Genomic DNA, 15,683 nt, shown 5'->3' with positions numbered 1-15,683 from the left:
CAACATAAAGACCGCCCCTATAAAGGGCGGTATAACCTTATTTTCATAATCATATCTATTAATACATAGCATGTCTATAGAAAAGCTTTGTTTGAGTAACAAAAAAAGAACAGCAGAACCAAACCTTTCGGCATCGTTCTGCTGATCAGAAATTCCTTTATTCAGCTGTTCCTTCCGGACTTGCCGTTGGCGAAGGTTCAGCACTTGGGTTAACACCCAGTGCATCCTTTGGAGCGGGATCTACAATCAATGTAAATCTTCCCGCCTTGATCATACTTTTCTCTACGATGGTCGCTCCCGGTTCTAAGGTAACCTCCACCTGATAGGATGGCTGTACCCCTTCTGTGACAGCTGTCGCGGATGACCCAACTGTGTTATTATCCGCATCGGCTCCCGGGGTAGGAGACGGCGAGGCATCGGCTCCTGCGTTAGTAGCGTCCGCATCTTCAGCCGGTTCAACAGCAGTGCCTGTGGCATCCGCTGACGGAACTGGACACGTTCCATTGCTAGCAGCGACCTTAAAGGTCTTATCCACCACATTGGATGAAGTCATCAGACTAATCTCCGTCAGATTAAATTGCACACAATCATCTGCTTTAGCAAACGTGAACACCAATATGCTGCTTCCCTTATCTCCTTCGACACTCTGCTCCTTCAAGTATACTGAAGCCGGAGGCAGTTCATTGCCTGCACTCTGAACGGCTGTCGGCTCAGGGCTTGTCCCCGGTAGAGCCGTCTTTGGATCTTCCGGACGCAGCATACTGAATACAATAATTGCGACAATCACCAGAATGCCCGTGATGGAACCGGAAATCAGGAGTCGAAATCGACTGCGGCTGATCCAGCGCGCCAGCGGGGAAGCAAGCTGAGCGCGAGCTTCATTGTACACATTTTGAAGAGCAGGCCGTGCTGTAGCGACATAGCTTTTACGGAACTCACGATTCTTGAAGGCTTCGCGGTCACTGCTCTGGAAATACTTCAGAATCGCCCGGCGATAACCCGGATAAAGCTTTTTATTCGATATCGTAAATAAAGAATTTCCTTGAGACCATGCAAAGAATCGATAGATAACATCCTTATCGGTACCGGCTTTATGCTTTACTAATTCCAGGAGTGCGTCATAATCCAGCGGACCACCCTCGCGCTGACTAGTGTAGTAGAAAGCTAGAGGCAGACGTTCAAAAGGCTCTAGCACTCTAGCTTCCTTCAGTAAACGGCGACCGAGCAGCTGTACATCGTCCAATTCCTTTGGAGATAAGCCTGCAAAAATCTCTTCATTCGGCTTCTCTTCACCAAACCAGCGATACGCAGCGCGGAGTGCATTTTCTTTCTGCTTGCTAATTCTATCTAATGGCGGCTGCCACTCCACAACATTTCCATAACGTAAGAAAACAACCTCAAGTAACTCTTCCTGCGTCATGTCAGTAAGGGATAGGCGGTTCAACAAGAATCTATCAGCAGACGCGGCAAGCTCCAGCATAAGCGAAAGTACTTTAGGAGATACGCCTGTCCCTCTACGTCGATCTTTCTCTGCTTTATCTACAGTGCCATGAATTTCCGCCACCGCAGCAACCGGATCAGTCTCCAGTTGTAGCTTTTCTAGCAAGTAATCCCTTACTGCATCCTGAGCAAAAGGCTGCTCTAACGCAGCTGGTAGAAAACGGCCCCAATGGAGTACAAAATTCAGAATGTCCACAGATTTAGATGCAGCAACTAGTCTTGATTCCATATAAGGCTCTAATAGCTGCTTACGGAAATACGATTCTGACATTACCCGTTGGAAAAAAGCAACACTCAGCTCATCATTACTCTCAATGATACCGTAAGCTTCATTAAGAACATCTTTGCGTCCCGCTTCCACGCTATGAAGCATTCCATTAATGAAATAATCAACGATTCTGGCTTTGTAATTATGATCCTTGAGAATAAAATAATCCTTAAAGCACTCCATAATTGCAGGATCCGGGACATTCCTTTGCCGGACTAAATCAAATTCTCTGTCGAACCGCTCCAAGAAAATATCATTCAGTCGGATTCTGGAATGAATCGCACCCTCAGCTTTAAGATAAGAGAGCAAACCACTCAGCACCGCGCTCTTATTCTCTGTATATAAGTGCTCATTCCCCTGCTCAATCTCATAAAATACGGCTAACTCATTATAGAGAGCGAGCGATAGTTTATGCTCAGGACTTTCTCCACGCAGGATCTGATCGGCAAAACTTACGAAATCGTCGAGATCCCCCGGATTCAGAAGTAACAGCTTCCAAACCAGATCAGCATACGGCTGACGGGACTCGCCAAAATCTACATTTCCCATCCGGCCTGTAACCAAATCGAAGGTGAAGTCCTTCTCGATGCTGCGATCACCGGGACGGAGCGAACCTTTTTCCACAAAACTAAGATGAATATATTTACGGCTTTGCGGTTCATTAGCATAAGTAATGACGCCTAATCTGCGGCGGAATTCATATGGCAGCACGCTATATAAAATTTCTGTAAGCTCCACCGCACGTGCAGACAGCTCCGTGATAGGTACATTTAGAGCGATATAGATTTTTTTCTTACCTGCCACAGAGAGCATCACCGCTTGCAGCAATGCCTTAAATATCCCTTCATCAATCCCTAACAAGCGTAATCCCGCTATAGGATCAGGGCGACGATCTGTACGTATAACTGGAATAGCTGACAGCTCCGGCAAGGTGCCGCCCAGCTCTCCTTCATAGCTTTTTGCGAAATCCGCATGCAGAAAGTCCCCGTAGCTCTGAACAATCTCCTCTGAACGTGAGGCCGGAACTACAAAGTTATGTGCAAAAAAGGCGCTCCGCTGGCCCGTAAAATCCGTCGCTTGATAATGACTTTTTCCAATAACCGTGTCACCATTTTCCGCATGGAACAGATGCAGCGCACTAGGATATGCAGATTCATCCTTTTCTCCACGCGCGGTAAGCTCTGCCGGTGCATCGTAGAGGCAGAAGGGATGTAATGTTTTTTTGATAAAATTATTGTCCAGGCTGTCCGATTTCGCTACTGTATCAAAACCTTCAGTGGAACGAAACAATCCGCGTCGTTCGCGGGTATACATTTGTTGGGCGATCTTAGACCCTGAGAAAACATTCACGGGCCGTCGCTCCCCTCAATATACTTCAGCTTGTGCAGCAGCCAAATAAACGGCTCGTCTACGCGAATCGGGCTTACTACACCCTCAATCTTCTGATTCACAGGATTACTGCCCAACGCAGAAACCGCAAAATAGCCCGTATTCGAGAAGTACACATCCATCGTATCTTTAAAAGGTCTGTCCACCTTACCAATAAATCTGCGAATTTCTCCGTCGATGTTATGGAATTCATCCATATTCAATGTTTTGCGATGGACATAGTTATTGAACACATTACTGTTGGACTTGATGTAATCGCCATCCTCATCCTTTAGCGAATGCAGCATATCACTTTTCGCAAGAACGACTGCTGTTGGAATGTCAGTTTTGCTCTTTTCCTGATAAGCGATAAAATCACCGAACATCGTCAGCACAACATCACGCGGCTCGTCATATTGCGAGACCCATTCGCCCGGGCGATCACCGATGTTAATATGAATTTTCTCACGGATTGAACGGATTTGCAGCGGATCGACCATAAACAGAATACCGGCAGAGTTCTTAATATGCTGACCGTGTAGTCCGAGATAATCCTGATCCACCATGCCCTCACCCGCTACATCAAAGAACACAAGTGTCAGCGGCGGCTTTTCTTCATCCTTAAAAACAAATTGAAAGATAAACGGCTCCTGCATTTTCTCCTTCTGTGTGGAAGCTAGCAGATCCCCACGTTCAAACAGCGGTTCTTCATAGAGCGTACGGAACTTACGGCTAATCTCCGCGTTGAGCGGCATACAAGCGGCATCGAAATGACCAGCTGTCGTATGCTGCAAGGTATGAATCAGCGCGGTCATGTATACCGACTTCCCGACTTGGGAAGCTCCGATAATCGAGATAATGTTACTCGGAACCTTACCTGCAGTCACAGGCAGCTCGTTATGACAGGATGGACATAGCCGTCTGCGTGTGAGCACGCCATAACGATCCGTAAGCCCTGTTAACACATGATCGGTATAATGATGGTATTCTTCCGGAATATCCGCCGGATTAATGATTGCTTCTATGTCATCCACCGTATCAAGCCCAAAGCGCTCACGGTATTTATTCAAGGCATCATCTTCGCCCAGCGCGTAATTCTCATCGTCCTCTCGGCTATGCATAGCCCGGAAGACTACATCCTCCGGAGAGAACTTAGTGAAGCAATACGGACACACAATATCATAAAAAAGCGGCCTTGGCTCCGGCTGATTCTTTTTCATAAAACGGCTAAAAAAAGACATCTACTCATCCTCCCAAAAGTTGTATCTGCGTATCTTGCTATGGACAGGCAATGTCCAACTCTCGCTTGTACGCATAGACTGGTTTTACTCCGGCACCAAATCGTAATAAAGCCCATACTTAGGACCGTCGGTGAAAAAGATGCGTACAAAATCATCCTTACCGATCTCAATCGGCGGGAGTACATTGCGTCCAGGGGCGAAATCCTGTACAAAGGGAAAGAGAATACCATCCTCTTTCCCTGCCGGATGTCCTCCCCGTTTCTTAACATAACAGAGGACATCTCGAGCCACTGGAACTTCTGCCGTAATCGCCATATGTACGGTCTTTTGTTTGCCGAATAATCCTCTTTTTTGTTGAATGGAATAATAGATTCTGGCTTTGCCTGCACTGACCACCATACGGTTCGCACCATCACTTTGCCTCACCAGCAGCGTCTCTCCGTTATCAGCAAGGCGAGCGTATATGGTATAGGAGATTAGGCCGATCTCATCCAATCGATCACGATATCCATTATTTGATTTGTATTCCTCACGAGTATAGAGCTTCATTCCGGCCGGAGGAATATCCCCGGTGCCAATAGAAGCCTCTTCTGCGGAGGTCTTATGGATGTACACCGCCTGCACACCGTCCGGCCAGCGCCATCTCAGCGTACAGAACCGGTCATCCACTTGAGAGGTCACATCCGTTATTACCAGAGCGGAAGTATTATCCTCGGCGTACCTCATTACTGTAAGCCCCCTTCAACTACTAGAATCCTTTGCTGTTCCGATTTCTCCGTCGATCAGGAAAGCTTTCTGACGGTGGAGTAGGCGCTGCATTGTTTCTTCTATTACGGTAAATACGTCCTTCTCCTACCGGAATGACGCCTGTAAATAACGAGATGATTGCAGCCAATATAAGAACAGCTAGAAGGCGAATAAGTCCGTCCGTGAAATGATGTCCGCTAAGTCCAAATTCCAGAATAAGCCCTGCGAACAACCCTGAAATTACGCCGCCAATCCCGAAGCTTTTTGCTAGATGACGGTTATCAAACATAATACCAAGACCGAGTCCAAGTGCAGCACCGATTAGCATCAGCGACAAAATACGAACTGCAGCATAGTATGGACTATCTGCTGTAGCATCACTGCGCACCGTAAGCAATGTTCGATCTCCCAACCGATCATAGATTTGCTGGAATACATCACCCAAAAGAGCCGTATCTGTCACATCATAATAGTGACCGCCCGTTAGTTTCGCAATATCCTGCAGCAACTGGGTACCGGCAGGATCCTGCATCCCCAGGCCAATGGTATTTACGGCAATGCCACGATCTATATAGGTCTGTAATTCTCGTGAGGTGTCGAAATTACTGACTCCGTCCGACAGCAAAATGACCATAGCGCCTTGATTTTTTCTGCCGTCACTGTCTATCTCCTTAAGTGCTTCCGAGATCGCACCACTAATGTTCGTGCCGCCCTCAGTTGGCTTCAGATTATCAATGGACGTTAGCACCTTCTCACGATTCTGCGAATTCGAGAGTGGTGTTAACGGCTGGACGACTACTGCTTCGTGGTTAAAGGTCACCACCGCTACCTGATTATCATTGTCCATTCTCGCAATTAACGCCTTAGCTGCTGAATAACGGCTGTTATCAGGATCACTCTGCGCCATACTGCCAGAGTCATCAATAGCCATTACAACATTCTTAACCGGTTTAGCACCGCCAAAATTCAGCTCATAAACGAATTCTGTTAATGCTCCAACTCCAAGTGCAAGGACAATCATCAGTGGCAGGAGCTTCCAGGAAAGTCCTAGGTAGCGCTGCTTCCATGAGGCTCCGTTCAGCCGTGGCGAGATCATTTCTGCTAGCAGGCAGCCGATGCCGATACCGAGTGCTACTATGGCAAAATAAATGCCTACGAGTAAGATGGAAGGCAGATCGTTGTACCAGCTTAGCAGCCACTCGCCAAAAAGAAAGGCGACCCCGCCGCCGATCAGACTGAAGAAGAGCAGGAGCAGATTGATTTTTCTCTGCATCATTATACTTCCTTTCCGGGAGAAACCTGAATTGTACTCTTATGGTCTTAACATTGTTCGGGGGTTATGTAGCCCAAATTAACGGGCTGCCCGGATGTGTAATTATCCCCCAGATTGCACTTTGTGCAATAGAATGGAATAAAAGAAACATCTATTTCTATTCTATTGCATAATGTGCATTGGAAATAAGGAGAAATGTCCCTCTTCCAGAAATCCGCTTAAATCTAATGTATCAAATACGACAGAACCCTAGTTAAAGGTTATTTCCGTTGATTCTATTGCACAAAGTGCAATAAAGAGGCTCAAAGTGAGGGTACCCACCTATTACGCCATCAGCGCATCTCGGGAAGCTGCTCTTCACTCACCCCATGAAGCTGATAGCCATTCTGAGCATAGGTTTCATAATAAACCTTCCCATTACGGTAATAGAGCAAGTCCTCTAAATGGAAACCACCCATCAGATTTAATTTTTCCACTCCGCTCCTGCGCTGTTCATGCACGAAGCCTAAGCGATAAATGCGAGTCGTCTCATCCACACCAAATGCATAGCGCAGGAATTCAGATGCGCTGTCTCCGAAGAAATATTTTTCCTCATGACGATGCTCTTGCGTGTATTCGAACAGACGAACATTGATCGTCGCGCTATCCTCCAGGTTATGGTACAGACGCTTGAACAGCTCTTCCTTGGATAGAACCTGACGGTTCTCATAAGCAGCCGCAACATTTGCACGTCGCAAAAGCTCTTCTTCGAAAGATAGAGCAAACGGATCTGCCGTTAATATTTCCCGCTGACAAATGGCAATCAAACGCTCCGCTACCGCTACTTTGCCTTGCTCTAACAGCTTAGAAATGCTACCCATGTACTTGTCACTAAAGAATATCCCTGGCCCACGCCGGGTCTCGATCTCTTTCATTACTTCTTCTGTGACAACTCGGTAGTATTCCATCACGTTCTGGCCAGTGGTTTCATTCGTTCGTCCAATGCTGTCCATCACAGTAATACGCAGATCTTCTTGGAGCGTCTCCATAGCTTTCACACGAGCCACACATTCCACGTGAAGCTGCTCAAGCGCAGATTCCAAACGACTGCATAGCGCAAGCTCACTTTCCATACATAATAGCTCATATTTTTTGCCATATACCGCAGAGAATAAGTAATGAATGAAGTTGCGTACCGTTCGTTTGTCAAAAAGCGGCACACGCTGGAACGGTTGGCGCTCCACACTTTCCGCATAAAGATCCTCAAGCTCATCCTGCGCGGAGACAAGTGCTGAACGCAATCCAGTCATATGCTGACGCAAAGCATGCAGCACACTGCCACCCTCATCGCGATCAGCTGTCCACTCCGCAAGCTGATAGAATGTTACTGCTGGTGTAGCTGTTTCCTGTGCCGCCAATAGGGTGCGCCATCCACGAAGTGGATGAATACCTTCTACTCTCCGGTTAGACTCTGCCACAAAATTATTACGGAAATAAGCTTCGCCCCCATCACCGAACAGCTGCTGTTCAGCTTCACGAAGTGACAACTGCTTCAGCTCATTGTAGGACGGACGTCCATGGCTCATTAGCCCTGTCATTTCACTAAGGCCGTCTTTCTCCGGGACTAGCTGCGCCCTATGCTCCCGTAAACGATCAGGATCCAGCCCTAATAGAGATTGACGCTCGCGCATAGTCCATGGACTACCCTCACGCATATCCGCTGCAAGACGCCGGAAGGCGTGATACAGCACGGCCAAGGCAATTTGGACATTAGGCCTTCTTACGCCAGAAAAGCCTGCAGAGGCGTAGCCTTGTCTTCCTGTGCTGCCTCTAATCCCGCTTTTGAAGGTCATATTGTTATACCCGCCGTGTCCGGTTGCCTGATCAGAAGTCGGGCGAACACGATTCTTGAGTAAACTGATATGGGAAATAATCTCGTAGTTATCATCCATGCCGTGAGCAGACATCATTCCGCGCTCATTCTTATCAGAGAGCAGGTACACAAGGTCAAATAATGCAGAAGGACCATGGCCAACTGGAATTGACAGTCCGTCTTCGGTTACAAGCAGCGGCGCATTAAAGGTATAGTCCGTAGCTTGCATTCTGTCCAATTCACGCAGAAAAGCCAGCCCTACCGAGCTGGAATATCCAAAATTATCCCCTTGCTCCCGCTCATTAATTAGAGCGTAGAGATCCGTCTGTACCGACTTAAAAGACTGACTGAGTATTGCACGAGCCAGCAGTGTAATTTCTGGCAACAACACATTAAGCGGGTCATCGACCCGCGTAATGATAGAGAGATGAATCACGTCAAAAGATGAATATAGACGTCCATAATCCGCTATACTGTTGCTCAGCCGCCGGATAACTTTATTCATTTCAGCAAGATAACGTGTATCCTCATGAAACTTGCGGTAAAGCTCATGACGCACCTTGCGCGGATCTGACCCTGCCATATCCGGCAAGGCCATGGCCAGTACCCGGTCTTTTCCTCCTGCATCAGTGCCCCTCTTACTTCTGTCTGTGTCCTCACTCATCGTGCCTGACACAGCATGTAATGCCATAACACCGCCGGCGTTATCCCATTTCCGTTCGCAGCTATCCAGCACCGGACCGATGGCCGGAGCAACCTTGTCGCCTACGAACAGAAACAGGGCTGGGTAATGGATGCTGCTGCGTCCATCCCCTTTACTGCGCTGTGCCTCTTCCTGTACCGCATATTGTTCACCATAGGATAATGCCAGTGTTTTGATCATAGGCCTATTTCAACTTTCTGCGGATGCTGCCGAGTTTGCTAGTCATACTCTTGTAGAAACTATACATCTCATCGCCGCTCTCATACTCTACCCGTTCATACTCCAAGCTGTCGCGTGCTTCAAGGAATGATACATAAAGACCTTCCAGCTTATAGAGCAATGGGGTTACGTCTTCAGCGGCAGTCATTTCACTCGCACGGCGAGCTGCCTTACGCAGCAGAACGCTGCGGCTCTTCTCATCCAGCTCCCGGAAATGACGGTACACGGCATATTCCACGTAGCTACGTTCTTTCATCAAGTTGGCAAACGGCTCCCAAGCTTCCTCTTCTTCATCACGGTCATAAACGTAGAGTGCGCCTTTCTTGATAATGCTGTCCGTGTACAACGCTTCGATGAATTGGTCCATCCACTTGTCTTCGTCCAGATATTGATGGAGCAGCCCTTCAAGCTCCGTTGCTTTTGCAGTCAGCTCAGCATATTTAGCTAGCTCAATACGAACACGAGAAATCAGCTGTGGTGAACGAATTAGATTCTCCTGTGCCATTTCTTTATTGATGCTGCCAAAAATATCTTTAATGCCTTCGCGCTCCAAGCCCTTCTCGCGCAGATTCTTTAGTTCATCAGCCGCCTTCTTCACTTCTCCGAGATTCGGACGCGAAGAATTTAACTGCATATCAAATCCACTCAATAGAGCATCCATATCAAATGGTTTCGTAAACACAACAGAGTATCTGTTGCTTGTGTTCTCGTCTACACCTTTTTCGATGATCACTCCGCTTGCCAACGCCTTTGCAAAGTCTGCACGCACACGTGCGTTATAATCACGTACACGAGAATTGACGTAAGTGTCACCCCATGATTTTTCCGGAATCGGAGAAGGGAGATACGTCCAGTTGTTCTTATCCGTCATCACCAGATGGCGGCCGATCCCTTCCTTATCGAGAATGGTCCGCTCATAGTTCTCTTCAAACACCCGCAGCGGCGTGTAGACGAAGAGTGGCACACCGTTACGTGTGTTAAGCCAGAAAATACGGTTTTTCACTTGGCTTTCTTTGATTGTAAATTGTGATTTGCCAAGCGCATTATTCTGATAATTACGAATCCCTTTCAGGATGCCAGGCGCTTTAACAGGTACGGAAACGAAACCCCATGATGGGAAATGCAAGCTGCCCGAGCTGTTGCTAAGGTGGAAGGTAGGCACAGCCTCTTCGTCCAATTTACCGGCAATAATCCGCTCTACGAACTTATCCAGCGGCTCTTCATGGCCGAATTTCATCACAAGGAAATCTTCCATCGAACGGGTGATCAGATCCCCGAACTTATCGCTAAGGAAATCCGAAATCGAGCGAACGATATCAATCTCCTGTTCCTTAACCCAGCGTCCGGAATGTTTCAGCATTTCACGGGTGAAGTCGCGAATCAGGTCGTCGCCGTCCTTCTGATCCATGATTTTGGAGATCGTCGCCGAAATATCCGGCACGTTAACAATGTTCCAATAATAAGTTTTGTTGCCTTTATAATCTGCTTGCTCTTCACCATTGATAAGGATGTCCCCATTCTTGGCAAAAATCGAGCTAAGCGCACTAAGAATCTCCGTAAACACACCGTAAATCCGGCTATTCTCTTCATTTAAGAGTTCATATAAGTCCTCGTAAAATTGAATCATTTGTTCCGTGCGTTCTACATCGGCATGGAGCCAATATTCATTGATTTTAGCCTCAATATAGGCATTTTTCTTCTTCTCTTTGGATACAAAAGCACTGCGAGCATCGCTCAGCTTCTCATCCGCACTGTCCTGTGCCGTCTCAATATCCCGTGGCAGACGCAGCAAGCTTTCACGTAAAGCCTCAATATAAGACTGAATCAGCTTCAAAATACAGAAGCCCTTCTCGGTGTACAGCAGGCGGGAAACGTAGAACGGACCTTGCTCTGGGTGCAGGAAGATGCGCTCCAGCTCTTCACTGAAACGTCCGACAATTTCACCAGGCAGCTGCTTTTTCGATTTGATATATTCTTCTCGGGCACGAGCCAGGAAGTTCTGCTCCAGCTCTGTATCCATGCTTACCACTTGATTCTTAACTACATTGGCATGATTCAGGCGTTCGCTATTTTCGAAACCTGGTAATGGCTCAGGTACACGGGATTCAAAGGTTTTAATCATGCTGTCGAGATCTATCCCCAGCTTGCGTGCGAATTTCTCAACATCCTCTTGACCAGGCGCCTGCTGGAACATTTTTTCCATTTTATCAAACAAGCGGAAGGCCAGATAAGTCGTCATTTCCTCAATCGGAAGCACGGCAGACGAGGCACCGATAATGTTGTATTCATAGTTAGCTGGATAAGTCTTGTTCATCTGCGCAATATTAGTGCGGATATTACTGATATAGTCATGGATGGCGAATTCTTCACCCGATTGCTTTTCTTCACTTGCCATAAAGTTCGTGATGTTCTCAGCCGTTACGTTCATACAGTAATCATACGCATTCTCAAGCAGCTTACCTTCTGTATTCGTTGCAGAGATCAAATGGCATAGATTAAAAGGCGGCAGCGGAGAATTCACCGTCAAAATATTACCGTATTGCTGCTGGAATCGTTCCCCGCGACTGTCTACATTCATCCAGTAATCCAGCTCTTTTAGCGCCGCATATCCGTTCTTGCGAATATATTCACGCGTATGCTCGCTTAGACTTTTATTAGACAGGTTCACGTCCGGTGTAAATAGGTAACCCAGTGTGTTCACACGGTCAATACCGGCTGATCCATAATCACGTTCAATAATACCGCGTACGATATAGGCAATATCCAAGAACGCTCCACTACCTGTACCGCCTGACAGACCTGTCAAAAGAAAGACCATTAGCTTTTTGTTAGTCCCTACGGACAAGGTCTTAATCTTCTTATCAATCGCACCTACCACCTGATTAATCTTGGTGAATAAGAGTAGACGTCCAGCTTGCCGAACACCAGCGGCACCGTTCATACCATCTGTGATGCTCAGTTCAGGTGACAACCAATCCGTAATGTAGGAGTCAAGAATACTGCGATTCTGCAGCAATCCACCGATTTCGGCATTTGCCAGCAATACAAATTCATTCTGTGGATCAAGTCCAATCCCTTTGTATTTCTTCCCGCGATCCTGTTCATTCGTCTCAAAGGCTAAAAACTCCACATTATCCGGCTTGTCCCGCTTCTTCTTGGATATCGGATCTTCCGGCAGCTTAAAGCGGCGGTTAATCTGATATTTAAGTCGCAGCAGGGCATCAATGCCCGTGCCGCCTAGTCCAATAATCAGGATCGGATTATCAATCGTATCCACCCTGATCTTATCACTGACAATCCCGCCGCCTAGTGATACATCCAATTGCTGTATATGCTCTCTTACTACTGGTTTCATATGCTTTATCCTCCTAAAAGTTTTGCGGAAGCTGTACTTCAGATTTCTTGCAAAACCACTTCTATACTAAATATTCGAGATAAATCGTCTTATCTACCGTGTGCAGGGACACTGAAACGCGGTCACCACTCTTCAGCTCAAGACCACGCGAGGCATCCGCAGCACGTCCGGATCTCTCTACAGTAACACCTTCACCACTGCGTAACAGCAATCGGTCATTCTTAGCTGGTGTGAAAATAATGCTCTCGCTTTCCTTCAGCTCAGGCGCTAATTGCAGCAGCTGATGAAGAGTGAACTTGCCTCTGAAGCCAGCAAGTTTCTTATATTGTGGGTAGGTCTTCTCACCCGTATTGCCGTCTTTAACCTCAATTACCAACTGTCCAACAAAACCACGTGCCGATTTCTTATTCAGCACATACCATGCCGCAGCGGCTGCCAACACCAGAAGAATACCACCAATAATGTAATACAAGGTATTAGACGATGCTTCTTTCAGAGGTTCTTCTTTGCCAGTCCCTGTTGATGGACTAGTAGTAGCTGCGCCACCTGACTTCGCGCTGATCTTCACAGGAGCACTTTCACGATAGAAACTACTTTCCTCTGCACGAACCTTCAGCTCATAGTCATGGCTCTCTTTTACCTCAAAGGTACCCTTAAAAACATCCCCGGAGTTATCCAGTTCGATTTCCTGTACATCACCTGTATCGATATCTGTAGCAAGCAGTACCGCCTTCATATCTTGATACAAATTACTGAGCGTTACCTGAGTACCATTGCTGAACAGGTGAGAGGTAATATCAATTTTATCACCTTTTTTATAGGTTGCTGATGGCAACGCATCGATCTTAAGCTCCAAATCGTAGTTAAAAACTAGATTAATATCAATTTTATCCTTTGGCACACCTTTGACCTGAAGCTTCCAATCTCCTTCTTGCGGTGACAACAGCTTGATCAAGCTATAAGTAGAAGACTTCGACAGCACAACATCCTTGGACGGGATGGCGACAGCATTTCCTGCAGGATCAGTTAGCTTCGCGGTCACAGGCTGTGACGACATAATTGAGATATTGGCTTCCAAAACACTGCCGTTAGGCACGTTGACGGTCACATCCTGATAATCCCCATTTGCAGTGATCGACTGCACAGGCACTACCTTTAGCTTCAGATGGCTAGCAAAAATTTCACTAAGTATTTGCGGAAGATCATCTGCGGAGTCCGTCGAAAATGCTTTACCACCTGTCTCAGTGGACAGATCAGCGAGTTTCTGTTTATTCAGCTTGCCGTCGGCATTAAGCCCAATCGTATAAATGGGATAGCCATTCTTCTTGGCGACCTCCACAGCGGCGTTCAGTTCTTTATCCGATTCGCTTTGCGTCCGGCCTGTTGTTTTGTTGAAATCATTATTGCCATCAGCTAGCATTACAATGATTGGCTCATGATTCGGATCGCTACCATTCTGGAGCACCTTCACAGCTTCTTCTACACCGACAGCAATGTCGGTATAAGCTCCACGGTCCAGTCCATCAATAAAATCCTTCAAATCCTGTTTATCTGCCTCTGAATTAATTTCCAGCAGGGCCTTCTCCCGCTGCACTTTGTCGGTATAGGCAACAATACCTACTTTATCACCTTGAGTAGATAGCATATCTATGAACATTTTCATCGCTTCGCTCGCGACTTTGTTCTTGTCACTAGTCTTCATGGAGTTACTTACATCGATAAGAAGCACTGCATCAATGTGAGATTGCGCCGATGTTGCCGCATAGGCCTGAACAGCTGCAAATGGTGAGGCAGCAAGACATAGCGCCAGCAGTAATGCCGGGAAGATACGTTGAATAAGTGTCTTAGTTGTTCTGTTGCTTTGATATTTACGAAGCATAAATAGGGCTCCTCTTGTGTTATATTAGGCACATATGACAGGTTCAGCACTATCGCTAAAATCTGTAAATAGTATGCCATTATGATATAATTAAACCTTGTAAACTTCAACTTTAGGACCGCCGGACCAAAGTAGCAATGATGCATAGAGTGATCATTCTATGAGCTATCCATACTGCGAGGCGTCTATGAGAAAGGACTGTTCCATGATTTCATACGTCATTCTTGGGATTACGTTCCTAATTGTCGTAATTCAAATTTCCATCTATGCTGCACGCCAACGTAAACCACTAACTCGAGATGATATTAACGACCGCCTACTGGCCGCATTGAACGGAGGCGACAAAGGCCGTGAATAAGAAAAGACCTGTTACCTTTCGCCCTTTCAAGGCTCCTCGTTACGCTTATGACAAGCTTCGTATTTGTCGCCACTGCGGACAATACACCGCTCTCGGTGAAGATCGATGCACCAAATGCGGTAAAGATTCACTTATTACGGTAGAGAAGCAAGCCGCATCCATTGCAGGAAGAAAAATGCATACGCGCCTCCTATTCATCTTACTGCTTACACTAGCCTCCGTCTATTTTGGAAATAGCATAGAGCAGATGATGTTATGTGGTGCCGGAGGAATTCTCCTCGCTGGACTATTGTACTATACGCAGCGAAAAGTACGGCAGAACGAGAATCTTCGTTCTCTTAACGAGCTGCTCGGCCGAGGAATTGGCATCATCAAAGAGGGACTGGAGATCAACCGCCAGGAGGCTGTCTCCGTACTCCGTGAGGACGATGTTCTTGCCTACGAGAAGCTGCGCGAACTCTCCATCCTGCTTCGTGGTGACCGGATCGCACGGCAACGTATCGCCTTGCTGCATGGTTTTTTGCTTCGCAAGGATATGGATTTAGAACTGGAGCAGCTTCTTCTTAAGGATTTCGAGCCGCTACTAGCCGAATATATCGGCGAGATCGCTAAAGTCCGTCCTGATCTGATCAAAGATCGTACACTACGATACGTAAAGAACTATGAAGTAGAAATTCGTCATATGAATAATGGTATGACCATCCTTACGGGAGTTGCCGGAGCTGCAGTAAGAATGAAACGTTATGCCCTGCTCTACTCCAGTATGATCGGCCGATACGTGCAAGATCTGCCTAAAGACCGCTTTATGCGGTTATCCAAACTCATCGCTGCAAATCCCCATGAACCGTGGAATGGCTTGGACCAAAGAGTAGCGGACATTCGTGAAGCCAAATACCGCTGGGACCCGGAAGTTCAATAGG

At 46.9% G+C, this 15,683-nt stretch carries 9 protein-coding genes; 2 read left to right on the top strand and 7 right to left on the bottom strand.

Annotated features, from left to right (window positions below; genetic code table 11):
* Positions 1 to 157 precede the first annotated feature (157 nt).
* From CA600_RS16685 to CA600_RS16655, 7 genes are all read right to left on the bottom strand, one after another.
* Positions 158 to 3,118 (bottom strand): GAP1-N2 domain-containing protein, encoded by a 2,961-nt coding sequence (locus CA600_RS16685; RefSeq protein WP_094871510.1) that lies wholly within the window; start codon positions 3,116 to 3,118, stop codon positions 158 to 160.
* Complete coding sequence (locus CA600_RS16680; protein ID WP_042124368.1) at positions 3,115 to 4,377, bottom strand: hypothetical protein; 1,263 nt, start codon at positions 4,375 to 4,377, stop codon at positions 3,115 to 3,117. Before CA600_RS16680 ends, CA600_RS16685 begins: the two co-directional genes overlap by 4 nt.
* Before the next feature lie 84 nt (positions 4,378 to 4,461).
* Positions 4,462 to 5,103, bottom strand: a complete 642-nt coding sequence (locus CA600_RS16675; protein WP_094871508.1) for a beta-mannanase — start codon at positions 5,101 to 5,103, stop codon at positions 4,462 to 4,464.
* Between the two features lie 22 nt (positions 5,104 to 5,125).
* Positions 5,126 to 6,400, bottom strand: coding sequence for a vWA domain-containing protein (locus tag CA600_RS16670; protein WP_256989881.1), 1,275 nt, complete (start codon positions 6,398 to 6,400; stop codon positions 5,126 to 5,128).
* 329 nt (positions 6,401 to 6,729) lie between these two features.
* Positions 6,730 to 9,132, bottom strand: coding sequence for a transcription initiation factor TFIID (locus CA600_RS16665; RefSeq protein ID WP_094871505.1), 2,403 nt, complete (start codon positions 9,130 to 9,132; stop codon positions 6,730 to 6,732).
* Positions 9,133 to 9,136: 4 nt separating this feature from the next.
* A complete protein-coding gene (locus CA600_RS16660) occupies positions 9,137 to 12,526 on the bottom strand; it encodes a tubulin-like doman-containing protein (protein WP_094871503.1) in 3,390 nt (1,129 codons plus the stop codon).
* Between the two features lie 61 nt (positions 12,527 to 12,587).
* Positions 12,588 to 14,405, bottom strand: a complete 1,818-nt coding sequence (locus CA600_RS16655) for a vWA domain-containing protein (protein WP_094871502.1) — start codon at positions 14,403 to 14,405, stop codon at positions 12,588 to 12,590.
* Between the two features lie 187 nt (positions 14,406 to 14,592).
* Between CA600_RS16655 and CA600_RS31280 the strand changes: the two genes are divergently transcribed.
* Positions 14,593 to 14,763, top strand: a complete 171-nt coding sequence (locus CA600_RS31280; RefSeq protein WP_156113055.1) for a hypothetical protein — start codon at positions 14,593 to 14,595, stop codon at positions 14,761 to 14,763.
* Positions 14,756 to 15,682: a hypothetical protein gene (locus CA600_RS16650; protein ID WP_082651207.1), complete on the top strand. Its 927-nt coding sequence runs from the start codon at positions 14,756 to 14,758 to the stop codon at positions 15,680 to 15,682. The genes CA600_RS31280 and CA600_RS16650 overlap by 8 nt, the downstream gene beginning before the upstream one ends.
* Position 15,683: the final 1 nt, after the last annotated feature.

Origin of the sequence: Paenibacillus sp. VTT E-133280 (assembly GCF_002264385.1) — a bacterium.
In the GTDB taxonomy this organism is placed as follows: Bacteria; Bacillota; Bacilli; order Paenibacillales; family Paenibacillaceae; genus Paenibacillus_AQ; species Paenibacillus_AQ nitricinens.
This window is presented reverse-complemented; position numbering and strand designations above follow the sequence as displayed.